The 25,459-nt window shown below is 44.9% G+C and carries 19 protein-coding genes; 9 read left to right on the top strand and 10 right to left on the bottom strand.

All coding sequences use genetic code 11. From position 1 onward, the window contains the following. Position 1 precedes the first annotated feature (1 nt). A complete protein-coding gene (locus tag QQ041_RS24135; protein ID WP_353057832.1) occupies positions 2–67 on the top strand; it encodes a hypothetical protein in 66 nt (21 codons plus the stop codon). Between the two features lie 82 nt (positions 68–149). Here QQ041_RS24135 and QQ041_RS01665 read toward each other — a convergent pair whose 3' ends face one another. Next, complete coding sequence (locus tag QQ041_RS01665; RefSeq protein WP_285952968.1) at positions 150–3,245, bottom strand: VCBS domain-containing protein; 3,096 nt, start codon at positions 3,243–3,245, stop codon at positions 150–152. Between the two features lie 300 nt (positions 3,246–3,545). Here QQ041_RS01665 and QQ041_RS01660 point away from each other — a divergent pair, with 300 nt between their 5' ends. Continuing rightward, the gene (locus QQ041_RS01660; protein WP_060982749.1) at positions 3,546–4,853 is read left to right on the top strand and encodes a TolC family outer membrane protein; all 1,308 of its coding nucleotides are present in this window, start codon (positions 3,546–3,548) and stop codon (positions 4,851–4,853) included. Then, the gene (locus QQ041_RS01655; RefSeq protein WP_285952967.1) at positions 4,853–5,464 is read left to right on the top strand and encodes an OmpA family protein; all 612 of its coding nucleotides are present in this window, start codon (positions 4,853–4,855) and stop codon (positions 5,462–5,464) included. The genes QQ041_RS01660 and QQ041_RS01655 overlap by 1 nt, the downstream gene beginning before the upstream one ends. A 212-nt stretch (positions 5,465–5,676) precedes the next feature. On the opposite strand, the gene nhaA is transcribed toward QQ041_RS01655, so the two are convergent. The 5 genes from nhaA to QQ041_RS01630 form a co-directional block, all read right to left on the bottom strand. Continuing rightward, on the bottom strand, positions 5,677–6,840 hold the full coding sequence (gene nhaA / locus QQ041_RS01650; RefSeq protein ID WP_060982751.1) for a Na+/H+ antiporter NhaA: 1,164 nt from the start codon (positions 6,838–6,840) through the stop codon (positions 5,677–5,679). Positions 6,841–7,115: 275 nt separating this feature from the next. Next, positions 7,116–8,264 carry a lipocalin-like domain-containing protein gene (locus QQ041_RS01645; protein ID WP_060982752.1) on the bottom strand — a complete coding sequence of 383 codons (1,149 nt, stop codon included), beginning with the start codon at positions 8,262–8,264 and terminating at the stop codon, positions 7,116–7,118. Next, complete coding sequence (locus QQ041_RS01640; protein WP_146492368.1) at positions 8,254–10,707, bottom strand: ABC transporter permease; 2,454 nt, start codon at positions 10,705–10,707, stop codon at positions 8,254–8,256. The genes QQ041_RS01645 and QQ041_RS01640 overlap by 11 nt, the downstream gene beginning before the upstream one ends. Continuing rightward, positions 10,688–11,359 (bottom strand): ABC transporter ATP-binding protein, encoded by a 672-nt coding sequence (locus tag QQ041_RS01635; protein WP_017060385.1) that lies wholly within the window; start codon positions 11,357–11,359, stop codon positions 10,688–10,690. Before QQ041_RS01635 ends, QQ041_RS01640 begins: the two co-directional genes overlap by 20 nt. A gap of 122 nt (positions 11,360–11,481) precedes the next feature. After that, positions 11,482–12,855: an MATE family efflux transporter gene (locus tag QQ041_RS01630; RefSeq protein WP_285952973.1), complete on the bottom strand. Its 1,374-nt coding sequence runs from the start codon at positions 12,853–12,855 to the stop codon at positions 11,482–11,484. 526 nt (positions 12,856–13,381) lie between these two features. Between QQ041_RS01630 and QQ041_RS01625 the strand changes: the two genes are divergently transcribed. Both QQ041_RS01625 and QQ041_RS01620 read left to right on the top strand, forming a co-directional pair. Beyond that, positions 13,382–14,797 carry a cytochrome c peroxidase gene (locus QQ041_RS01625; protein WP_285952966.1) on the top strand — a complete coding sequence of 472 codons (1,416 nt, stop codon included), beginning with the start codon at positions 13,382–13,384 and terminating at the stop codon, positions 14,795–14,797. 182 nt (positions 14,798–14,979) lie between these two features. Continuing rightward, the gene (locus QQ041_RS01620) at positions 14,980–16,440 is read left to right on the top strand and encodes a DUF2867 domain-containing protein (RefSeq protein WP_285952965.1); all 1,461 of its coding nucleotides are present in this window, start codon (positions 14,980–14,982) and stop codon (positions 16,438–16,440) included. A 257-nt stretch (positions 16,441–16,697) separates the two neighbouring features. Here QQ041_RS01620 and QQ041_RS01615 read toward each other — a convergent pair whose 3' ends face one another. From QQ041_RS01615 to rsuA, 3 genes are all read right to left on the bottom strand, one after another. Next, the gene (locus QQ041_RS01615) at positions 16,698–17,357 is read right to left on the bottom strand and encodes a DUF2913 family protein (RefSeq protein ID WP_010441495.1); all 660 of its coding nucleotides are present in this window, start codon (positions 17,355–17,357) and stop codon (positions 16,698–16,700) included. Further along, positions 17,357–18,574, bottom strand: coding sequence for a Bcr/CflA family multidrug efflux MFS transporter (locus tag QQ041_RS01610; protein ID WP_285952964.1), 1,218 nt, complete (start codon positions 18,572–18,574; stop codon positions 17,357–17,359). Before QQ041_RS01610 ends, QQ041_RS01615 begins: the two co-directional genes overlap by 1 nt. A gap of 192 nt (positions 18,575–18,766) precedes the next feature. Then, complete coding sequence (gene rsuA / locus QQ041_RS01605) at positions 18,767–19,462, bottom strand: 16S rRNA pseudouridine(516) synthase RsuA (protein WP_017060380.1); 696 nt, start codon at positions 19,460–19,462, stop codon at positions 18,767–18,769. Between the two features lie 97 nt (positions 19,463–19,559). Here rsuA and QQ041_RS01600 point away from each other — a divergent pair, with 97 nt between their 5' ends. The 4 genes from QQ041_RS01600 (at position 19,560) to QQ041_RS01585 (ending at position 24,061) form a co-directional block, all read left to right on the top strand. Beyond that, positions 19,560–21,302, top strand: a complete 1,743-nt coding sequence (locus QQ041_RS01600; protein ID WP_146491929.1) for a DEAD/DEAH box helicase — start codon at positions 19,560–19,562, stop codon at positions 21,300–21,302. Between the two features lie 161 nt (positions 21,303–21,463). After that, a complete protein-coding gene (locus tag QQ041_RS01595; protein ID WP_017108242.1) occupies positions 21,464–21,862 on the top strand; it encodes a PepSY domain-containing protein in 399 nt (132 codons plus the stop codon). Between the two features lie 71 nt (positions 21,863–21,933). Further along, a complete protein-coding gene (locus tag QQ041_RS01590; RefSeq protein WP_017060377.1) occupies positions 21,934–22,593 on the top strand; it encodes a response regulator transcription factor in 660 nt (219 codons plus the stop codon). A 121-nt stretch (positions 22,594–22,714) separates the two neighbouring features. Then, positions 22,715–24,061, top strand: coding sequence for an ATP-binding protein (locus tag QQ041_RS01585; RefSeq protein ID WP_123325945.1), 1,347 nt, complete (start codon positions 22,715–22,717; stop codon positions 24,059–24,061). 77 nt (positions 24,062–24,138) lie between these two features. On the opposite strand, the gene QQ041_RS01580 is transcribed toward QQ041_RS01585, so the two are convergent. After that, positions 24,139–25,446, bottom strand: coding sequence for an LssY C-terminal domain-containing protein (locus QQ041_RS01580; RefSeq protein WP_285952963.1), 1,308 nt, complete (start codon positions 25,444–25,446; stop codon positions 24,139–24,141). Between the last annotated feature and the right edge of the window lie 13 nt (positions 25,447–25,459).

Below are 25,459 nucleotides of genomic sequence, written 5' to 3'. Positions count from 1 at the left end.
TATAAAAGTGAAACTAAAAGGCCTGACTCCGATAGAATATCGAACTCAGGCCTTGAAAGCCGCTTAACAGAAATGTCCAACTTTACGGGGTCAGTTCAAAATCGAGGGCTTTTCTTACGTTAAGCGTTAGAGCCTTTCACTTTATCTAATTAAGCAGCATCATTTTTTATCAGTTCTCCTAGCACAGCTAAGTCATTACCTAGGTCAACCGAACCAGCCAGTCCAGTAGCAATCCCCTCAACAACGATAGTTTGAACATCATCCCCTCCATTGATTGGAATGGACAACGCAATATCTTCTCCGTCGACAGAGACCTCTATCGCATCAAGTAGCTCTGCCATTTGAGTCTCATCTTGAGGGTCTTCGACCAAATCATTGAGGTTGATCAGGTCCCCAGAACCACCTGTATAAAGCTCGAAATCTTTAATAATATCAGTACCGTTGTCGAGCGCAGAGTCTAGCCAAGTGAAAATGTTGTCTCCGCTATCTCCAATCAGTAAATCGTTACCTGACTCGGCATACAAGGGTTCATTACTCGCCGCACTAATAACGTTATATTGCTGCGGAGCTTCGATATCTATGGTGACCGTCTCTACCGTGCTTTCTGCACCATTAGAGTCGACCGCGACATAATCAAACTGCGGGTCTTCAGTTACCGCCTCGTTACCTTGAACATAGCGTAACTCCCAACTGCCCCCTGTCGATGACAGCTCCATCCCAACAATCGGATTGTCTGGTGAAGAATAACTAAAATCATACAGAATTTGGCTATTCCCTGTATCTCCTGGATCTTTTTGATATTGCTCCGTCTGAGTAGTGCCATCAGCAAAGGTATAGAGCACTTCAACATAAACGTTACTATCAGTGTTAAATGAACCACCCAAACCATCTAAACCAAAGTCAACAACCTCTAATGGATTATTAGTAAAGTCGAGGACCAAGGTCTCCTGTTTGTTCATGCCGCTACCATCGGTATCACCGATACCAAAGCCGACATGAGGTTGTTCACCTTGATACTGTTTCAACGGTTTATTATTGTTATCTTCGATCGTTAGTGTAATCGTATTACCGTTATCTAGCGTAATAAGTCTCTCTGTTGGTGAAACTTCTACACCCCAATTATAGAAACCATCAACAAGATCTGGTATATCCTCAGGATCACCACTGAAGCCCATTTCAAACATCTCTCCAGGCCCAGCTACAAAACTGATATTGTTCGGAACAAACAACACACCGTTATCGACATCAGACTGCATGATTTCTCTCGTGACGCCATTTTCATCGGTATACAAAAGGCTGCCGTTGGTTGGCAAACTTTCTATCCGAATATTAAGTGGAATGTCGTCATGGTCATCTTCTACATCTGAGATGTAATCTGGCATACCACCATCTTCAGAATCGAAGAGGATAGGTATGACCGCGTCCTGATCATTAACGACCGTAAAGCTGGTCGCTTCAGGTGCGTCATTGACACCATTGATTGTTATCTCGATAACATGCTCTACACCATCAATAGCGGTTACCACATATCGCTCAATAACCACGTCATCATCATTCAAGTATTGAACCGCATCGTTATCAACGACATAACTCCATGCCCCCTCAGGAGTAATAGTTAACATGCCCAGAGCAAGTGCATAAGTAGACCCAATAGGGGTAAACACACCATTAGGTTTAAAGGCGGGCATATCGCTGGTATCGACATCAGTAATCGTTAAAGTACCTGAAACTGAAAGTTCGTTGGTATCAGGATCGACATCGACATCTTCCGTCACCTCACCCATATCAGAATCACCTTCACCAACGGTAATCTCGGATGGATCATCGGCACCGTTTATGGTGATGGTCACTTCACTTGTGGTTCCGTCAATCGCAGTAACCGTGTAAACCTCGGTAACGAACTCATCGTCATCGAGATATTGCACGTTGTCGTTGTCTACGACATAAGTCCATTCACCATCGTCGGTAATCGTCAACATACCCAACGCAGTATCATTGGTTGAGCCTTCTGGGTTAAACGTGCCGTCCGGTTCGAAAGCTGCAACATCATTGTCGTCGACATCGGTAATGGTTAAAGTACCTGACGTCGTTAAGTTGTTGCTCTCTTGGTCAACATCGACATCCTCAGTCACTTCACCTGTGTCTGAATCACCTTCGCCAACGGTTATGTCAGATGGGTCATCGGCACCGTTAATAGTGATCGTCACTTCGCTTGTTGTGCCGTCATCTGCCGTCACCGTATAAACCTCAGTAACGAACTCATCGTCGTCTAAGTACTGAACATCATCGTTGTTAACGACGTAAGTCCAAGCACCATCAGGGTCGATGCTCAATACGCCTAGCTGTGATTCGTTTGTTGAACCTACGAGGTTAAACTCACCATCAGCTGAAAAGGTGGGAGTGTCGCTGTCTACATCTGTAATCACGATCTGACCAGACGTTACCAATTGATTGGTGATGTCATCTACATCAATGTCCTCAGTTACACTGCCTGAGTCATCAGTGGCAACAGCCGCATCATCAGTACCAATTATCGTTACAGTGATGACTTGTTCGCCTCCATCGGAGGTTTGTACTGTCGTCGTATCTTGAATTTGCTCGCCATCGGCAAGCTCATCATAAGGGCTATTGGCCACGAAGGTCCAAGTACCATCTTCGTTTACAACAAAGGTCCCGAGCTCATTATCTCCAGCGACCTCTTTGCCAATAAAGGTAACGTCCGGATCATCGCTGGTTAAAGCGCCACCTGTCTCAATTGGTTCATCCTGCTCAAACTCAATAACATTAGTTTCACCTGAAATAAGCGCAAAAGCGATGATATCAAAAAGAGCAATACTTTGAGTTTCTGACAATCCTTGAGACTCAAACCCTTCAGTTTCAAAATTCGTGGCAGCTTGAGTTTCAGCCCCAGTACGTTCAATCCTACCGCTGTTGGTCAAACTCGAGCCTTCCTCACCAGCAGCAGTATCAAACTCATCTCCTAGTTCTGTTGGATCAAATCCTTCTTCAATAGCACGCTGAACTTGAGCGACCGCGTCATCAGTATCTAGCACATTTTGTTGGCCCTGATTATCTACAAAACGTGCAGAAACACTTGGCACACTCTCTTCACTAGTATCAAAACTGATAATTACGTCGCTAGCGGCTGGTTGTTCGCCCGGAGACAAACGTCTAACTTGGCCTTGAGCGTCGAGCACTACACTCCCGCTAGCAAGACCTAGTATATTTAGGTTGATATTTCCCATATCCATATTCCCACTTCTACCCAGAACACACCAAACGCGGCTCCAATACCACTCTGCGCTGTGGCTATTTCCTACAATAAATTTAGTAGTAGCACTATTGATAATCAACTCACTAAAGTAGTACAACCAAAGCGCTTTTCAAATTAGTCAATGGCAATAGCGACTTACATTCAAAAAAAACCAACAAACTTCGCATTTTTTTGCAAATGTCCTAAGCTTCGTTTAATACCATTCACTCAATTCAGCGGTAAACGTAGGTTGGGAAACGGATGAAACATTGAAAGTAGAAGGAGAGCTACTTTGAAATTGTTCAAATTATCCATCATGTGTTGCTTAGTTGCTGCAACACCACTCGCCGCTCAAACTCTGGAACAGTCGGTGGCTATTACTTTGGCAACCAATCCTGAGATAAAAAGCATCTTTAACGAATATGTGAGCGTGAAAAAGCGTAACGATGCATCTGGAGGTGCATACAAGCCCAGTATCGATCTTGACGCCGGTATTGGTTACGAAGGCATAAACCCTGCACCAAACAACGGTCCAGATACCGATCTAACAAGAAAGGAAGCGACGATTTCCCTCACGCAATTGCTTTGGGATGGTTCCGCGACTCTGTACGACATTGATCGTACCGCCGCAGAAGCCGAGTCGGTTCGTTTACAATTGATTGCAGATGCCGAAGACAAAGCGCTGGAGGTCACTCAAATCTATTTAGATGCAGTGAAAGCCACTGAAGTGCTGGCACTGTCAGAAAGTAATCTTTCGATACACAAGAAAATCTACAAAGACATAAAGAAACGAGCTAATTCAGGCATAGGTTCAACCGCGGATGTATCTCAGGTAGAAGCTAGGATTGCAAAAGCTCATGGTAACTTGTTGGCCGCACAGAATAATTTGATCGATACACACACACAGTTCAGACGAGTAGTTGGCCAAGAACCCCTAGGCTTAATTTACCCACGAGCCGATATTTCGAGGATTCCTTTGTCGTTAACGGACGCCATTGTTGATGCCTTGGACAAACACCCCGTTATAAAAATCGCAACGGCTGATGTCGACGCAGCACATTTTCAATACAAACAATCGAAAGGCGTGAACTACCCTACGTTCTCTATTGAAGCATCACAGTCGTGGCGTGATGATGCGGGAGGCGATGAAGGCTCTAGTCAAGAGACCCTCGCGATGCTACGCATGCGATATAACTTGTACAACGGCGGAACAGACAGTGCTAATTCCGAAGCAGCTGCTTACCAATTGAATAAAGCAAAAGATCTGAGAGATCGCGCTTATCGCCAAGTGGAAGAAGGCCTTCGCCTTTCATGGAGTGCCTTAGATTTAACACTGCAACAAAAAAACTTTCTATCTGACCATGTTGATTCAGCTTCGGAGACCGTTATCGCTTATGAAAAACAATACCGAATAGGCAAACGTACTCTGCTTGACTTGCTCAACACAGAGAACGAACTATTTGAAGCCCGTAAAGACTATCTAGATGCGCATTACTCTGAGCAGTACGCTAAGTACCGTGTGATGAACGCAACCGGTTCTTTATTGAACGCTCTACTGGTCGACATACCAGAAGAGTGGACAACGGCCGTGGAGTATTAATGATGAAAATAACTTACTTATTACTTCCCGTATTAACGATGACTCTATTCGCCTGCTCTAGTCAACAGGAAGAGGCCTACATCGAGACACCTGAAGCGGAGCAGATTGCAGACCTGCAAGATGATGACAAAGATGGTGTGGTAAACGCACGCGATACCTGCCCAGGAACGCCTGAAGCATCACAAGTCGATAATGATGGCTGTGGTGAAACGATTCGTGCAGAAGAAGTCAGACAGCTAAATATACTCTTTGCTCATGACTCATTTGAAGTGAACCCAATATTTTCTGATCAAATCAGCACGATGGCAGAGTTCCTTGAAACCTACAAAAGTGCTTCTATCGAAATCCAAGGTTACGCGAGTAAAGTGGGTTCCAATGAGTACAACTTAGATTTGTCAAAGAAACGAGCGAATAATGTGCAAGACGAGTTATTGTCGAATGGTATAGAACCAGAGCGTGTCAGAATTGTTGGCTATGGCGAAGAACGCTTAGAAAGCGATGGTGATGACCCTACTTCACACGCACTGAACCGAAAGGTAACGGCGACCGTAGTTGGGTTAAGTGAGCAGATCGTTGAAGAGTGGACTATTTTTACCACACTAGAAAAGTAGCGTGACATTGTCACCGTACTTGCAAAACAAGCTATCTTACAAATAGTAGCTTAGCAACATGATCAATAAAGCCGTGATAGGGTTACCTATCACGGCTTTTTGTTCTTTGTCGTCACATAAATCGTGTGGATGACTCTGTGACTCTTCTTGCTACTCAGAAATTGACTTGTTGCTCAGGAATTGGTTCGATGGTTAATCGAACCAATTACCGATTATAGTTTTACTTCTTGATGCTTAGTTTTCGGTAGAGAAATACTTAGCAGGAAGTAACCTAAGATAGCTGCAGTTGTTGAGCCCATCAGGATACCTAATCGAGCAAGCGTATCAAAATCTGCGTTCGTTGGACCAAATGCCAGTGACGAGATGAAGATAGACATAGTAAAGCCAATGCCACACAACACAGATACCGCGAAGATGTTCATGAAGTTCACACCTTCAGGAAGCTTAGCTACACCCGTTTTCACAGCGCCCCAGCTGAATAGGAAGATACCCAGGGGCTTACCAACCAATAGACCCATAGCAATACCAAGCGGTAGCATGCCTGTAAGGTTTGAAAGTGATATTCCTTCCAGTGAGATACCTGCGTTTGCAAATGCAAAGATTGGCAAAATAGCAAAAGCTACATATGGGTGCAGTGCATGTTCTAGGTGTTTCAGCGGAGAATGTTCTCCTTTATTACCTTTTAGTGGGATAGCAAAACCAATGACTACACCAGCCAATGTTGCGTGAACACCAGACTTCAATACAGCGAACCACAGGATCGCGCCAACAATTAAGTACACGCTCAGCTTAGTTACATGCTTGTTATTTAACATGAACAACACACCAGTCGCGATGAAGCCAACCGTCAGAGCAAGCGTTGATAGGTCGCCTGAGTAGAACAGTGCAATGATAACAACAACACCTAAATCATCGATAATTGCCAATGCTAATAAGAATACCTTCAAGCTTACCGGTACACGGTTACCAAGAAGAGCCATGATGCCCAATGCGAATGCGATATCCGTTGCAGCAGGGATAGCCCAACCTTGAAGCGCTTCAGGGTTACTTGAGTTAAATAGCACGTAAATAAGTGCAGGAGCTAGCATACCGCCCACAGCAGCGATAGCTGGGAAGATTGCCGTCTCTTTAGACTTTAATGCGCCTTCTAAAAGTTCGCGCTTAACTTCTAAGCCGATTAGAAGGAAGAAGACAGCCATTAAGCCATCGTTAATCCAGTGAGACACAGACATACCAAGAACGTAACTATGAAGTACACCTTGGTACATTTCGTTCAGTGGTGAGTTTGCTACAAACATTGCGATCGCCGCAGCGATGACTAGGATGATGCCGCCAGCAGATTCCAATTTAAAGAAGTCACGGATGACGTCGGTCATGATTTCGCCCTTATATTTATTATTTAAATAAACGAATAACAAAGAATAACCCAGAGTTTATATCCAAGCTTTATCGATAGATAATCACTTCTTCGGATGTTTAACTTCGGTTTTTCCTACAAATACTAAACAATACGTCGTATATTCCATAATATTATTATGCGCCATAAAATAAGTATAGATGAGATCACCAAGGCTGTATGCACAAATAATTCGAGTCTGGTAGGAATCGCAAACATAAAAAAAGGCTATCAAATGATAGCCTTAGGTGTTTTTTAGTAGCCTGTTAACTGCATAAAGCCTGTTGCTTCATGGCTTCCGCTCGCCATAATTGGCCCTTCCCAATAGGGTATGACAAAAGGCAGCCACATATCCCTGCGCTTGATACGCGTCGTGAGGTTGATATTGTGTTGTGGCACATTAATAATCCATTGGAGTGGCATTCTTCTGCCATTCAGTAGCGTCGTATTCTGTAAAGGCTTAATAGAAATATCGGAGTCCGTGAGCTGGTACACTTTACCTGAGCGAGTGGCCAATGTTCCGAAAACATAAGGTAACTGTTGATTATGGCGGTAGCGGTTAATGCTCAGTGCTGTGCCATCATCAAGATTAAACACGAACCAATCCCAGCCTTGCTGGCCCACTCCGAGTAAGCCACTACCCCACTCTTTATGTACCCAAGCAGTGCCTTCAACTTCCTTGGCAACACCGTCCAAATTCAACACGCCACTTAGAGACAGGAACGGAGCGCTGAAGTTATAAGACGCAACAGGTAATAAATCGTGCTTTTTCTGATAGCCGTTATCGCCGTTGAGCACGTATGGGCCTTTCGCTATAGTGTCGAGTTCAAGGCCAAACGTATCAGTTTGCACTTGAAGTCGACCTGGGAATGGTGTGCTACCGAGTGCGCGCCAGTTCCAGTTATCAATCCAAATCCTAAACGGACGACTGGTCATTCCCGCCTGGCCTATGCCACCACGCGCTAAACGTTGCTCTTTCCAAACTTTGGAATCAGAGGAGATCACAACATTTGAAATATAGACCTGAGGACTTTGCCACCCTGGAGTCTCACGTTCATCAGTGGCTATACGGAAGAAGCTCCACTGCACTGAGTACTTTTTACCGTCATCCCCTTTTAGAGATGCAAAGTAATGCCACCATTCGTGTTGGAATTCTGGGTGGAACTGAAAGTCACGAGGCAATGAAACGCTGCGGTCAGGTAGCACAGGCTCAAACACATTGAAGTGTTCGCTAACAAGTACTGAGTTAACCTCGTTAACCCCCTTTTCACCAACGTCAACAAAATAAGAATAGTACGCCCAGATACCTAAAATAGTGCCAAAGAAACCAATCAGTAATAGAGAGGAAATAAATCGGTGTCTGAGTTTCGTTGAGCCGTTTCGTTGAAGCATATTAAAGCGCATCCCTCAATGATTTCATCGGGGTATTCCGAATCATTCTCATCACTGGCAAAGCACCAGCCAACATCAATGCAGCCATGGCCCATGCAAATGTCTGTAAATAGTCCCAAGGAATCACTTGTAACTCGAGAGACCAGCCAAAAGACTGCTTAATAACGATATCAACAATCAAGCTTGCTAACGCTAAACCGAGCGGAATCGCAATCAAGGAGGAAATAAGCCCAAACACAAACAACTGTAAGCTACCTGTCAGAATCAGCTCCTTCGCCGATACACCTAAACAGCGCTGCAGCGAGATATGCCTTTGTCGAGACACTTCACCAGCAACGGTTGCGAAGAAGATACCAAAGACTGCGATAACCAATGTGATGTTACCCAACGTATCAGCGATCGCGAACGTTCTATCAAACACACGCATTGCTTGACTGTGGATATTGTTGTTATCAAAAACTCGCTCAGAACCAAGCCTGAATACACTTTCCAGTCGGCTGCGAAGTCCTACTGAATTGACATCATCTTTGAGTATCACGCCAAGGCCCACATTGCCGCGCCCTGCAAATCCATAGAGCCAGTTTCGATGTGACATCATGACCTGATGGTAAGGGTTTCCATAGTCGTAGTAAACACCGACAACCTGCCAACCGGAACCGAGGTTGTCATAAAGGTCTATGTAGTCGCCTGGGCGAATCCCCAACTTAAGAGACATCGACTCACTGATCAACACACCTTTCGAGTGATGTAAGTGATACCAGTAGTTCGGAATACCTAATTTGATGGTCAGAGCTTCTAGTTCGCCTTCAGAAGGACCAGTACTGACCACTTGAATACTACCCACTGGAGAAGCTACGTCTTTTTCCCAACGCCACCAAACTGAGTCCACTTCTGGTTGGCCTGACAGCCAGTTACTCATGCGAGCAGCGGCATTGTTGGTTGGGTAGATGTAAAGATCTGCAGCCAAACGCTGTGTTAGCCATTTATCAGTGGTATCCCTAAAGCTACCTACCATGGTTTCTACACCAATGTTTGCAGTCAGCGCCAACATAAACGCCATTGTTGCTACGCCACGGTAGCTCATACTTGACGCAGCATCAGCAAAGAACCAACGAGCACGAACCCAGCGCAATGAATAAGAGAGGCTATTAAATAGCTTCCACATCAAGAATGGCGTAAACAGAGCCACACTGACGAGCATCAACGCGATAATCGCAAAACCAGACTCTTGAGTCTGAGGGGCTTGATACACAGCGACAGCTGCAACCAAGAAGCCACACCCAATCAATGCTTGCCATGTGAATTCCGTACCCGCAAAGCGCATCAAAGATAATCGAGAGGTCAAACGAATAGGTTGTGATCTAAGCAAACGAACCAGCGGCCAAGCACACGCTAAGAAGGCACCAAGTAGTGCCATTAACAAGCTGTAACCGCTCCATCGCCAATTCCAGTCAATCGTTAAACCAACATTGGCGTCATATAGGTCACCTAAGCTTGAAGATACTGCCGGTAACAATTGATTAGCCAACATGACACCGAATACATTACCGCAGATCCAGCTCAGTACTACCAATAGCAACAGCTCTAAACAAAGCGCTTTCGCCAGTTGCCAGCCCGATACACCTGTTTGTCTTAAGATTCCGACTAACGGTTGGCGCTGAATAAACGACAGCGACATCGCTTGATAGAAAATAAACAAGCCAACCACAAACGACAGCATACCCATCGCTTTAAGATTTAAGTGAAAAGCACTGGTCAGCGACTCTAGCTCCGCTTTAGAACTGCGGGTGATCGTCAGCCCATTCGGCAACATATTTTTTAGGCGCTCAAATTTCTCAGTAGACATGTCTGAGCAAGCAATCACTGAAAGTCCTGCACTGCGTTTAAGCATGCGGAGCAAGGAAATATCTGCTATTAACCTGGTGCCATTAATCAGGTTGTTTTGATCGACAACCACAGGACCAAGCTCAGAGCCATCCATCAGAGGAATGTAATCACCGTTGTTCCACTCCATGTGTTCAGCGAGATCATCACTTACAAGGATTGGATATGGCGGTTTCATGAGGTTTAAAGTGGTGAGATCTTTTAACGCAATACCCGGCTGCAATTGAAGCATAGAAACAGGGTCTATGCCGATAAGCATGAAGTTCGCGCCGTTTTCATCAGTGATACGATGGTGGTCAAAAGGAGAGCACTGTTGAAAGCCTTCACGGCGAAGCTGGATATAAAAACCTTGTGGGATCTTATTAGCGTTGTGTTTTGGACGAATACGGTAAGGAAGAGGATTCGAAAAGAGTTTTTCGCCATGTGCATAGCTTTGCTTGGCGTGTTGATTGATAGCAGTAACACCAACCAAAAGTGATACGCCGAGGGTTAAACCAAGCCATACCAAAATAATCTGCAGTGGGTAACGTCGATAGTGACCGAGTAGTGCCTTAACTACGGGCCATAACATGCAGTTGCCCTCCTTGTAGACGGATCCTGCCATCCATGTGCAGTGCTACTTTTTCACTGTGTGTCACCAGCAACAAGGTACATTCTAATTGGCGAGCCAAAGAGGTCAGCAAACGCATTACGGCTTCTGCATTACGCTCATCTAAACTACCGGTCGGCTCATCGGCCAGCAATATTTTTGGTTCCATATACAGCGCACGCGCAATTGCCGCACGTTGTTGTTGGCCACCAGACGCTTCTTCCGGGTAACGGCCAAGCAAAGGCATAAGGTCTAAAGCAGAAAGAATCTGCCTCCAGAGACCTTTGTCTTCAGGTAAGCCTTTTAACTGACGGCAAAAACGGATGTTATCGGCAATATTTAGCGTTGGCAGTAAGTTGAACTGCTGAAAAATATGGCCAATGTTGTTTCTACGATAAGCAGTGCGATCACGCTCGGTTGAGTCGTGCATATTGAAGTGAGGGAAAGCGATTTCACCTGAATCCGCAAGGTCTAAACCCGCGATAAGGTTCAGTAAAGTGCTTTTACCTGATCCGCTTTCTCCCATTAATGCTAGCTGGTCACCTTGGTTTAATGTTAATTCAGCACCTTGCAAAACAGGGTGAAACTCCCCCCCATCGACATAGCCTTTACATAGGTCTGACAACTTTAACATTAAACAGCTCGCATTAGTTAGAATTTGGAAGGAGAATCTACACTAATTCCCTGTTAGGAGGAAGTATTTTGAAAGATAGATCACACACCAATGATAAAGTGACGTGATTGGTGCGTCCTACTTCAACTTCCTATCAAGTTTTTAATCCATTTTCTTGTTTTCATGCGATAGAGCGACCCGCCCCACTTAATCACTTCTTCGGTTAGGAAAAGCAGATATACACACTCCGGTGGAAACTTAAGATAAATAGCAGCAATAGCCGCCAGTGGAATACCAATCACCCACTGAGCAATCAAGTCTTGATAGAGGCAGAACTTCACATCACCGCCCGCTCTCAACACACCAACAATCACAGTCAACGGTACCGAGCGAATAATAATACCTACACTTAGAATCAGAATAAACTTTTCTGAGAGGGCTCTGGTTTCTTCAGTCAATGCGCTAAAGGCATTAAGTATTGGCGTTTGAACGAAGTAGAGAAAAACGGCCACTACGATACTGGTTAAGAAACACAGAATCGTTAAGCCCAACGCTTGATAGTAAACCGCTTCATTGTTTTTCGCGCCAAGTTGGTTACCCACCAGAACCGCTGCCGCATTTGACAAACCAATCAATAGGCTCAATGAGATAGACTCAACCGGCGTCATTACTGAAAGTGCAGCTAAACCTTGAACGCCCGATTGTCCCATGATCGCATGGTAAGCAAACAAGCCACCCGCCCATGCTAAAAAGTTGAACGTGGTCGGCAGAGACAACTTCAAGAAGCGAACCACCTTTTCGATCGAAGCTGCCGCTTTAATATCGCAGAACTTGAAAGCTAATAAATGCTTAGATAAATAGAGATAACCAAACAAAGTCGCGACTTCAATTGCGCCACTCAGTACTGTTGCAATTGCTGCGCCTTTGATTCCAAGTGCTGGAAAACCCAAGTTACCGAAAATCAGCACCCAGTTTAAGAATATATTAGACAGGATACCGATACCGCTGAAAAAGGTACTTAGTCCAGGTTTGTGCATCGCTCTCAAACCCACAGCCATACTGCTTACGCACGATACCGCTAGCATGCTAAATGAGGTAATTACGATGTATTCAACGCCTAGGTTGATGACCTCTTGAGAGTCGGTCGTCACGCCCATGATTTGTGCAGGAAATGAAACGAAAAATGCAATGGTCAGTAACGCAAATAGGGTCGAAACCAGCCACGTCAGTGCGGTGCTTTCTCTCACACCTTGCCTGTTACCCGCTCCCCAATATTGAGCAGTAAGAAGCGCGCCGCCGGTGGTGACACCCACCAGCATAATGGTCGTCACGAACATCGCTCGGCTCGCAACACCCACAGCCGCAATGTCTGCTTCGCCAAGTTGGCCCAACATCAACACATCCACTAAGCCTCGGCTTGAAAACATAATGCTCTGCAAAGCAATAGGCAAAGCAATCGCAATAAGCCTGCGAACAAAATCACCTCGAGTATGATGAATAATTGAAGAGAGCAACATAGAGATACCTAAACGGAACGTATTGATGAATAAAGGAAAATATCCCGCCATTATATCAACGTTCGGTTTTTAACCATACATAAATAACGAGGTGAACATGAATTCCCACATAGCATCCTAATTTATGCATCATTCACTTGTTCAAATGTCAAAACTCGATTAGCCAGACAATAGTGACATAATCTTGTTCTTTACTCACCGAACTAGCAAAGCACATTCACTCAACCACTCTCTCGAACAAGGCGGAAATCATCAAATCAGCATTATTAACACAGGTGCACATATCAAAAAACACATTTGACGCTATAGGCAGGTAAATTGATTGAAATCAAAGTTAGTAGCGATCGGCATCGCGTTGTATTTGTTGCCATTTTTAACAAGCTAACATAACCAAATGAATTAAAAGGTTTTATTTCGTTAAATTATTCTCCATCTAGTTATTCGATTAATATTGATTCCTTTTTGTCATTTCATAAAGTCGCTTAAATTCAATAACTTCCTAGCCAATTCACTAGGGAGTTAAAAGATGAATAATAAAAAAATAATATTAAGTTTAGTTGGTTTAGGGATATTGGCTTATTTAGGCTCGGTGTATTGGGTCGACAAAAATGACCAAAAACTGGCCGAGCAAAACTTGGCGCAATTCTCATCACTCGATAAGTCATCTCTTGATTATCAAGCGATGAAAGTACTTACAGATAAGGGATGTAGTTATTGCCATACAGGCGACAGCGAGATGCCTTTTTATGCCAACTGGCCAATCGCTAAAAACCTTATGGATAAAGACCTTCAATCTGGTATGAAACACTTTGAAATCACTCAGCTCTTCAATGGGGTACAAGGTAAAGAACCAATATCTGAAGTGGCATTAGCTCGTATCGAAAAAGTGCTTTATGACGATTCCATGCCACCAAAAATCTACCAATCGATGCACTGGTCAGCGGGAATTTCGAAAGAAGAAAAACACACGCTTCTTAGATGGATTCGTCACACTCGTGCCACTCTTCACGCCAACTCACCGGTGCATGACGAGGGAAAAAAGCTCGCTTTGCAGCCTATCTATTCTAGCTTTGACGTTGACGAAGACAGGGCTAAGTTAGGTAAGGCCTTATATCACGATACGCGCCTGTCTGGAGATGACACCGTGTCTTGTGCATCATGTCATGGCCTCGATACGGGTGGAGTAGACAACCTCGTTGGCTCGATCGGCATTCATGGTCAAGTGGGCGGAATCAATGCACCAACCGTCTTCAACTCAGTGTACAACAAGCTCCAATTTTGGGACGGTCGAGCAAGTGACTTACAAGACCAAGCTGGCGGTCCTCCATTCAACCCAATTGAAATGGGTTCTGAAGGTTGGGATCAGATAGTTGACAAGCTTAGCCACGACCAAGAATTAGTGGCTATGTTCGACAAGACCTACGAAGGTGAAATCAGCGGCCACACAATCACTCACGCTATCGCTGAATTTGAAAAGACATTGACGACACCCAACAGCCGTTTTGACCAATACTTAACGGGTAACGTCGATGCTATAGATAGCCATGAAAAATATGGCCTAATGCTTTTCAAAAAGTATAGCTGCGGTACATGCCATGCGGGTGAAGCCATGGGCGGTGAAACCTTTGAGGCAATGGGCCTCAAAGCGGATTACTTCTCTGACCGTGGTTCTGACATCACACCAGAAGATATGGGGCGTTTCAACGTAACAGGTATCGAATCGGACCGACACAAGTTTAAAGTCCCTACACTGAGAAACATCGAGCTGACAGCGCCCTACTTCCATGACGGACAGGCAGAAACTTTAGACAAGGCGATTTTCGATATGGGTAAGTATCAAGTAGGTGTTGAAATGAGCGACCAAGAAGTTGATGCGATTAAGGCATTCCTCAAGACACTCACTGGTGAATATAAAGGTCAAAACCTTAGCCCAACCTCGTAAGTAATACCTTATGTCGCTCGTTCTTAGATAAAAGAGCAGGCTGCTCTTGAAGCTCAAAGCCAATAGGTTAATTCTATTGGCTTTTTTACATCCATCACTGGTAAATTGGTGTATAAGCAAGTTAACGCAGTTACCTTGAGTAACGTGTCCGAACTTTGAATAGCACATTACATGGAGTAACAATGAAGAAAGTACTGGTTTTAGGCGCTTCTGGATATGTTGGTTCGCAACTCCTCCCTCTTCTGCTTAAGCAAGGCTATCAAGTCACTGCAGCAGCAAGGCATATCGAGTATTTAAAGGCACGGACCGAGCCTCACGAAAACTTATCACTTAAGTATCTTGACCTGGCTGATCAAGCCGCAACACAAGCCTTAGTCCCCGATTTTGATCTTATCTTCTTCCTTGTCCATGGAATGGCAGAAGGCCACGACTTTATTGATTATGAGTTAAATCTAGCTCGCAACTTTGTCTCTGCACTTGGCCCTAAAAACCAGCACGTTATCTATCTAAGCTCGCTTCAGCCTCAAACCGGCGACTCAGAGCACCTTCAAGCGAGAAAGAAAACCGGTGAGCTACTTCGTAAAGGACCAGTACCGATAACCGAACTTCAAGCAGGCGTGATCATAGGCCCAGGCTCTGCGGCATTCGAGATCATGCGAGACTTTGTGTACAACTTGCCGATTATGATTGCGCCAAAGTGGGTCGATTCTAAAGCCAACCCGATTGCATTGCAGAACCTAAACCACTACCTACTGAAACTTGCACAAGAAACGCCTAGCGAAAGCCAAACCTTCGAGGTTGGCGGGCCGGATATTGTCTCTTATCGAAATCAATTTGCTCACATAGCCAAAACAGCCGATCGTCCACTCAGGCTTTGGGCGACATCGCTACTAACGCCGTCAATCGCTTCATATTGGCTGGGCGTGGTAACCTCTGTACCCTCTAACATAGGCAGAGCGCTTCTCGCAGGCTTAAAACACGATTTTATCGCCAGTTCGACCACCATTAGAGAAAAGTACCCTCAGAAGCTTATCTCGTTCGAGAATATGGTTGAGCAAGCTATTCATTCTGAGGGCAACTTCGTAAAGAGTAATGTGTGGGGTTTTGACAAAACCGCCTTCAAACGCTGGCAAGCTGGGTATGGCTATTACCCGAAGAAAACAGGCGCAAGTATCACCTCAAGTGCACCACTAGAATCGCTTTGGCATGTTGCTCAGCAAATCGGAAGCCCGAAGCAAGGTTACTTCTTCGCTAACACTTTATGGCGCACACGAGAATGGTTGGATGTTCTTTTCGGTGGCGGGGTACCTGTTCGTCAAATGCCAGAAGGCCCCAACCTAAAAGTCGGTGACAAAATCGATTCATGGAAGGTCATTCGCTGTGAAGAGAATCAGTTTTTATCTCTGCTTTTCGGTATGAAAGGCCCCGGTTTAGGACGACTCGAAATTACCGCCTCTGACCACGGAGACTCTCGCGAGCTGAACATTTCAGCGTGGTGGCACCCTAAAGGCTTTCTTGGATTACTGTATTGGTTCGCAATGATGCCAGCTCACCTATTTATCTTTAAAGGCATGGTGAAGGCGATTGAGAAGCAAGCAAAAGAGCAGATGCGAGATTCGAGTGTCGAGATGCGAAAAGACTAAAAGCAGATACGGGATTCGAGTGTCGAGACGCGAATAGATTAAAACGGATGCGAGATTCGGGTAACGAGATGCGAAAAGACTAAAAGCAGATGCGGGATTCGAGTGTCGAGATGCGAATAGATTAAAACGGATACGAGATTCGGGTAACGGGATACGAAAAGACTTAACAGCAAATTAGCGACACGCGCTATGATAGGCAAAAAAAGAGCGGATAATTCCGCTCTTCGTATCTCTCATCTCGTATCCCGAATCCGCTACTAGCCAATAACGCTAATTGGGATCTCAGCCAATTGGTTGCCTTGATTAGCAGGGTAAACGATGTATTCACCGTGATACTTCACTGCAGACTTATAGTCCGTTACTTTGTGAAGCATGAACCCCGCTTCCATCGCCGCTTGGATGAACTCAGCGTGGTTACCACGAACAAACCAGTTCATAGGCTTAACCATCAACTCACCGTCAAAAGAGTCGTCGCACTGTTTGCCACACAAGGCAAAAGAGTGCTCACCATCGGTGAAGAATTGGATCTTGCCGCCAGTCGTTAGCTCGTCTTCACTCGATACGCTCCACCCCATCTCGTACATTTTGTCCATGAACGCTTCAACATCACTGTCTTTTAGTGCTTTAGGCTCTTCGCCTTCAGGGAAAAAACGTCCGTAAAACGCAGAAATACGTTTAAAGGTAAAAGTTAAATCAGAGTTGTTGCCTTTTGAGCGCCCCTGTTTCTGCCAGCGAACCAAGTCTGGCACAATCACACGATCATACGCTTGAGACTTAATCGCTTTTGTTACCCAGCGAACAAGGTAAAGGTTGTTCGCGATAGGCGCATCGATCGCTTTACCTGACTTATGTAGAGCATACAGTTCGCCTAACGCATCGTTCACTAACTTCTGAATTTCAATATAGTATTTTGACATTATGCCTTCTTTCCTAATGTCCAATATAGTAATGCTGACAGTATTGCACAAACTGCCATCACCATAGCCATTGGCCCTGCAGTGTCACTTGGTAGCATTGCAACAATTGCCCCTACCACAGAACCAGTACCAAATCTTAATGTGCCCGCAAGCGAAGACGCTGTGCCGGCCATATTCGGGTATCCGCTTAAAAGCAGTGCCATTGAGTTACTACCAATAGTAGACAGTGTGCCGATAAACAGCATCACAAACGGCACAATACCCCACAAACCGATATCCAGCATCCAACCGACGAGTAGGCCTAAGCCAGCAAATAGTTGAATGGTTAAGCCCACTCTAAGCATGGCATGAGAGCCCACTTTCTTAACGATTCGACCATTGATGCTCGTCATCAAGATCATCGCAACAATGTTCAGACCGAACAGGTAGCCAAACAGATCAGGGCGAACACCATAGATATCAATGTAAACGAATGAGCCAGCCGTTAAGAACGCAAACATGCCTGAAAAAGAGAATGCACCAGAGAAAATCAAGCCCATCGCCGTTGGGTTCTTACACAAACGCGCGTAATTACGAATCGTTGTTTTAAAGCGCAGTGGCTGTCGCTTTTCTGCGGGGAGCGTTTCAGGGATCTTCATCGATACCGCTAGAATTACGATCACAGAGAAGATAGCCAGCACCCCGAAAATAGAGCGCCAACCGAACCACAACGCTAAGTAGCCGCCAATCATCGGAGCGACCAATGGCGCTACCGTCATCACTAAGGTAACGAAAGACATGGTTCTCGCGAAATCTTCACGATCGAACATATCTCTTACCACCGCTTGGATAATAACCGCTGCGGCAGCACCAGCAAAACCTTGAGCAGTACGAATGTAAGTCAGCGCTTCAATGCCGTGTGTTGTCGCACTCACCATAGACGCAATAGCAAACAAGAACACACCAATGAGCAATACAGGTTTACGACCGTAGCTATCCGCCAACGGCCCATGCAGCAACTGCCCCAGTGCGAAACCCGCGGTATACGCTGTTAGCGTAATTTGTACCTCACCCGCCGTCACACCAAGATCTTTGGCAATGGTAGGCATCGCAGGCAGATACATATCAATGGCGAGCGGAGTCAGTGCACCAATCGCACCTAGAATCAAAAACAGCACTAAGCCTAATTGAGGGGGGTCTGGTTGGGAGCTTGGGCTCTGTGGGGGCGATGTTTGCATAACTCTCCGGCTAAGTACTAGGTTTTATTTGTGCACGAGCATGCACGCAGCAATATACGAATACGCACAGTGATACACGAATATGCGCACACATACATGAACATATAGTAATAATGGCTGAAACTGTCCTAGTACCAGTCAAAATAATCAGCCGACGCTATCCTTGGTCGGCTACATCCACGATAGAAAGGATTACTTCCAGATAGAGTCGACTTCTTCTTGCGTTAGGTAGCGGTATTCACCTAGCTCTAAAGATTCGTCCATTTCAATTTCGCCAATACGTTCACGGTGCAGCGCTTCTACCTTATTACCAAGTGCAGCAAACATACGTTTAACTTGGTGGTATTTGCCTTCATGAATCGTTAGCAATACTTCGCGCTCTGCACGAACTTCTAGGTGTGCTGGAAGTGTTAGGCCATCTTCGCTCTTAAGCTGAATGCCTTCTTTGAATTTTTCAACGTAATCGTCTTCAACCGGTTCAACCAACCACACACGGTACGTCTTCTCGCACTTATGCTTTGGTGATGTGATACGGTGAGACCACTTACCATCATCAGTAATCAACACAAGACCCGTTGTATCAATATCTAGACGACCAGCGAAATGCAGCTTATCCATTTTGATTTCATCGAGTAATTCAAACGCGATACGATTTGCGCCATCTTCATGCGAACAAACAAAGCCTTCTGGCTTATAAAGCATGATGTAACGAGGGCCATGCACATTCAGTTCATTGCCTTGCCATTCGACAACACACTCTTCAGTTACCTTGAGTGAACCGCTTTTTTGAATGACATCATTAACTGTCACTGCCTTGGATTTTAATAAGTGTGTTGCTTCTCTTCGAGTGACGCCTAATGCATCGCACAGAAATTTATCTAAACGCATGAATACCTCAACTAATCTAAGTCGGGTATTATAGTCACCTTTGCTCAATTAGTTGAGCTATTTCACACTATTTGTTTTCCACCTTACAAGACGCGATATGTATACACTCCGCCCGTACCAAGCTGATTCCGTAAAATCAGTGATTCATTACTTCAGAAAACACCAAACTCCGGCTGTTCTTGTGCTTCCGACAGGTGCTGGAAAAAGCCTTGTAATTGCAGAACTGGCAAGGCTTGCGAAAGGTCGTGTACTGGTACTTGCTCACGTAAAAGAGCTGGTTGAGCAGAACCATGAAAAGTATGAAGGCTACGGGCTGAAGGGTTCGATCTTCTCTGCGGGTTTAGGACGTAAAGAGACCGACCAACAAGTCGTGTTTGCTTCGGTGCAATCCGTCGTTCGAAACCTCGACTCATTCTCTAACCAATTTTCACTATTGGTGATCGATGAGTGTCACCGTGTCCCCGATGAAAAGACCAGTAGCTATCAAAAAGTAATCACTCACTTGCGTGAGAATAACCCGGGCATCAAGGTGCTTGGATTAACCGCTACCCCTTATCGTCTTGGTATGGGGTGGCTTTACCAATACCACACACGTGGACAAGTTCGATCTGAAGAACCTCGCTTTTTCAGAGACTGTATTTTCGAACTTCCAATTCGCTACCTGCTCGACGAAGGCTTCTTAACCCCTGCACGTATGATCGATGCGCCAGTTTTAAGCTATGACTTTTCACAGTTAAAGCCAGCGAGCACTGGTCGCTATAAAGAAGCCGAACTCGACATGGTGATCGAGCAATCTAAACGCGCTACTCCACAAATTGTCGACCAAATCATTGAACTGGCCAAAGACAAACTCGGCATCATGGTATTTGCTGCGACGGTTCGACACGCACAAGAGATCCTTGGCTTATTGCCAGAAGGCGAATCATCAATTGTAATTGGTGACACGCCTACGCTAGAGCGCGATCAAATCATCAACGATTTCAAAGAACGTAAGATCAAATTCTTAGTCAACGTATCGGTATTAACCACAGGCTTTGACGCGCCGCATGTCGATTTAATAGCGATTCTACGCCCAACTGAATCCATCAGCTTGTACCAGCAAATCGTTGGTCGTGGCTTACGTTTGTCTCCTGGTAAAAAAGAGTGTTTAGTGCTCGACTATGCGGGCAACAGTTACGATCTATACCAACCTGAAGTGGGTGACCCAAAACCCGATTCTGACAGTGAGATCATCACCATTCCCTGCCCTGCTTGCGGCTTCAATAATAACTTTTGGGGTAAATTAGACAGCAACGGCTTCTTACTTGAACACTTTGGTCGTAAATGCCAAGGCTACTTTACCGACGAAGACACAGGGGAACGCGAGCACTGTAATTATCGCTTCCGAGCGAAATATTGTGGTGAATGTGGGGCCGATAACGACATTGCCGCGCGTATTTGTCATGAGTGCGATGCAACCTTAGTCGACCCAGACAAAAAACTTAAAGAGGCACTGAACCTAAAAGATGCTTTGGTATTCGAGTGCTTAGAAATGGACCTCAACGTGCTTAAAGATGATAAAGGTAAATCACAACTTAAAGTCACCTATCGCGGTGAAAACCAAGCGCAAGTGCATGAGTTTTGGTCATTAACCACCAAAAAGCAGAAGCAGAACTTCAAAGACCAGTTTGTTCGCCCTCACCTTGCAGACAGACACCGCCCTTTTGAAGAAGCGTCACCAACGAAAGTGGTTGCTCACCAACACAGATTCCGGCCACCTCAATTCGTCATCGCACGTAAAGTCGGACGCTTTTGGAAAATGAGAGACAAGATATTCGAAGACGAGCTTCAACAACGCTAGATATTATGTTCTTAACACTCAATGGTTAGTCTGCTGTTATCAAGCCTTTAACCAATAAGTTTGAAGTTTTTAGGTTCAAATTCTCATTATTAATCAGGTTCACTTTCTGTTCAGAATTACTTTTTTATACTGAACGCTATCAACCTTCTCTAGGATTCGCTATGTTTAGTAAAGCTATGATTTCTTTGTTTTCTATAAGCTTAGGCTTATTTGTTTCTGCTGGCGCATGGGCTGACTCACATCATAATGGTCACGACCTAGTACAAGACGTTCACAAAGCAGGAACTCGTATCGAATTTGAAGAAGATCAAGACGAAGTCTATGAAGCGGTTCGAGAAGGTTATATCCGCCCTTTCTCAGAAATGTATGCAGCGGTTGAAAACGATCTTCATGGTCGAATTATTAAAGTAGAGCTAGAAGAAGATGACGACATTTGGGTGTATGAACTAAAAATCAATTACCAAAACAACATCATCAAAGTCGAATACAACGCTGAGACGTTAGAAATGCTCATGATTAAAGGCCGAAACTTTAAAGACGCAATTAAGCACGGTGAATAAGTAAGAGCCGCAACTTTAAAGACACCATTAAGCACAACGAACAGTCATTACAAGAATTAAGAAGAACAATTATGAAAATTTTAGTCGTTGAAGACGAGCCTCGTTTGGGCCAACAAATTATTGAAACACTTGAGGGAGCCGACTGGGTTCCAGAGCTTTCTCAAGATGGTATTGATGCACTCTACCGTGCAACATCAGAAGAGTGGGACGCGATTGTTCTCGATTTAGGTTTACCTAAGCTTGATGGCCTTACCGTATTAAAAGGCATTCGAGACGAAAACATTAACACACCAGTAATTATCTTAAGTGCTCGTGACACCCTAACTCAGCGTGTTGAGGGCTTGAATGCAGGTGCAGATGATTACCTAACTAAGCCATTCGAAATGGTTGAACTTATCGCCCGCATTCGTGCTCAACTACGCCGAGCGTCAGGCAGTGCGGCACCGATACTTCAAATTGGTGATTTAAGCCTAGATACACGCAGTTCTAAAGTGTTATGGCAAGGCCAAGCCGTCAGCTTGACAGCATTGGAGTACAAAGTTGTTGCTTACTTCATGCATAACCAAAACAAGGTTATCTCGCGCACTGAGTTGGTTGAGCACATCTACAAACAAGACTTCGACCGCGATTCAAACACCGTGGAAGTGTTTATCGGGCGTATTCGTAAGAAAATCGCACCTAAGATCATCAAAACCGTTCGTGGCCTTGGCTACCAACTGAATGCTGAATAATGCTGTATTTAATTAAGCTAAGAGCAGTCGTCAATTTAAGCACAACCATCAATTAAGTGGACAGCCTGTGCTGACCATCGTTGTTCTCATAGCAAGATGAGCAAAGACAGGCTGATAACGTATGAATCTAAAAAAACGAACACTTAAAAACGTCAGTCTAAAAAGCCGCTTGCTCCTCGCCGCGGCTTTTTGGCTAGGTGCGATGATATTAGCAGCAGGCGTTGGAATACCTAAGTTGGTTAACGATTACTTGGTCGATGACGTCAAGCAACAGCTCAGCCTAACCATGGACGAGTTAACCGCCAACATAGAAACCAATGACAATGGTAACCTCATCATGGCAGAGCGTCTGTCTGACCCTAGGTTTAACCAACCCTACAGTGGTATTTATTGGCGAGCTGCTACCCAAGACCAGATTATTCGAGCTCGATCTCTATGGGACAAAGACCTCACCATCAAGCGTTCTCCTATCCACACATCGGTCAAAGGGCCACAAGATGAGAAGCTGATTTACATTGAGCAAGACATCTACTTACCTGAACTAAATGAGCCCGTTACCATCACCATAGGTATTGATGAAGACCCACTAGAATCCACATTGACCGAGCTTACTAGTCAAGTATGGTTGATTCTGATGTTGTTGTTTGTGGGTGTGCTACTGCTCATCGGCATTCAAGTCAGTTGGTCGTTATTACCACTCAGCAAGATGCAACGTGAACTGGTAATGTTAAGAAACGGCGAGCAACAAGGGTTAAGCGATAACTACCCGAAAGAGGTTTCTCCGCTAGTTTCTGACCTCAATGCCCTACTCTTCCACTATCAAGAGTTATTGGAGCGAGCTCGCAACCACGCTGGAAACCTATCTCACGCGTTGAAAACACCGCTTTCCGTTCTGAAAAATGAGATAGAGCGACTGCCCGAGGATGACAAAGCACTGCTGCAACAGCCCATTCATCAGATTCAAAGCCAAATAGATTATCACCTTGGCCGAGCGCGTATGGCCGGTGCAATGAACATTCTTTCTGTGAAGTCTTCACCTTGCGAGCGTGTTGAAGCTATCTCAATGGCGTTTGATAAAGTGTATGCCGCCAATGAAGTCACCATGATTAACGAGCTAGACTCTGAGATTGAAGTGGCGGTAGAAAAAACCGATCTTGATGAAATGGTCGGTAACCTACTCGAGAACAGTTACAAGTGGGCGAGCAGCATTATTCGAGTCCATGCAAATGAACTCGACGATGGCAACATAGAATTGGTGATTGAAGATGATGGCCAAGGCATTCCTGAAGAGAAACTTGAGCAAGTGACCAAACGTGGCGTTCGACTCGATGAAACCACACCAGGAACAGGCTTGGGGCTTAACATCGTAAATGAAATGGCGCACAGTTACCGAGGCAGCTTAACGCTCGGCAAGAGCTCAATGGGCGGATTAAAAGCCTCTCTGGTACTTAAAATAAGTAAAGGCTGAACAAGCTAAGTAAAAGTTAAACACAATAAGCCCTAACGTAATGCTAGGGCTTAGTTCTATCGACCTTATATACAACTCTATATATCGTTCACAGCGACATCCCAAGCTTGGGAATCATCACTCAGGGTCGTTGCTCCAATCATTAAAATTCTACCATCAGTATAATAATCATGATCTTCATCGATCACTTCCACAGTTGCCAATGGATACTTATCTAACTCAATATCAGGCAGTAACGTACGAATCTGATTAGCGAGCCTATCTCGCTCTTCATCAACATTAGGGTCAATGTTGTGAAGTATGGTCACAATACCTGAATAAGGAGTGACTTTAAGGCCATCATCATAGCTGATTGCGCCTAACCATTGAGGCTGATTAGTTTGAATATCAACACCAGCACGCCACCAGCGAATATGGCTGCGCTTCATCAGGTTACCCGGCAATTGAAACGCCATATCTTGCGGCTTGTCTCGCCAATATAAATCGGACACTGGCGGCGTTTTGTCTCTGAGCAATGCGAGATAACCAGCCCATTCAATCTCATTTCTAGAAAAGGTTTGATTCTCTATCCAGCCTAATTGCTGCATTAAATCTCTTGGGGTTGAGCCCACATAAATCACGTTGATCGCTTGTGCTGAATAGAATGACGATTTCCCTGGGAATGCTTTATAGGAAACCGAGTTCCAATCTACTTTACTAATTTGAGCCGTACCTTGTTGATTCTGAAAATCATCGGCCTTCCAGAAAAAGTGTGCGTAATTTGCAAACAATACCCACGCCAACAACAGCGCACTCGACTTAAGAACCAAGCGTCGCCACTTCATTCGGTAACCGATAATGGTGAAGACCAATACCGCGAACACACCCACGATCAAGCTATTATGCTCAGAGATAAATATCTTAAGGCTATTAAGCCACGGAAAGCTTTCAACGCCATGCGCCAGCAACATGCCCCAAGCAATGAACTGTCCACCACCAAGAACCAAACCAGTAAAGGCCAACACACTGAAATTGCGCCACGGTACACGATGCGAGCCAGCAATAAATGGTACAACCCAAGCAATAGGTCCTAACAAACGAGCAAAAAGAATGATATATGTACCTTTGCGAGCAATCAGGTAGCGGCAGCGCGCAATTAATCTTTTGGTTTTAGGGCGAAACTTAATGAGCCTTCGTTGCGCCTTAGCACCGTATTTATAACCTATAAAATAACTGAGTTGATCACCAAGCAAGCCACCTAGCATCACTAAAACTAACGCCATCCATGCACCTGAATACAATTGAAAGCCCGCTGCGATAAAAAAAGGCTCTCCCGGTACAAATAGGTTTGGGCCTATGAGAGCATCACCCAATGCTCCCAAAAACAGCCCTAATCCATCAAACATAACAACCTCAATG

Origin of the sequence: Vibrio sp. TMPB1044, assembly GCF_030442075.1 — a bacterium.
Taxonomy (GTDB): Bacteria; Pseudomonadota; Gammaproteobacteria; order Enterobacterales; family Vibrionaceae; genus Vibrio; species Vibrio satsumensis.
This window is presented reverse-complemented; position numbering and strand designations above follow the sequence as displayed.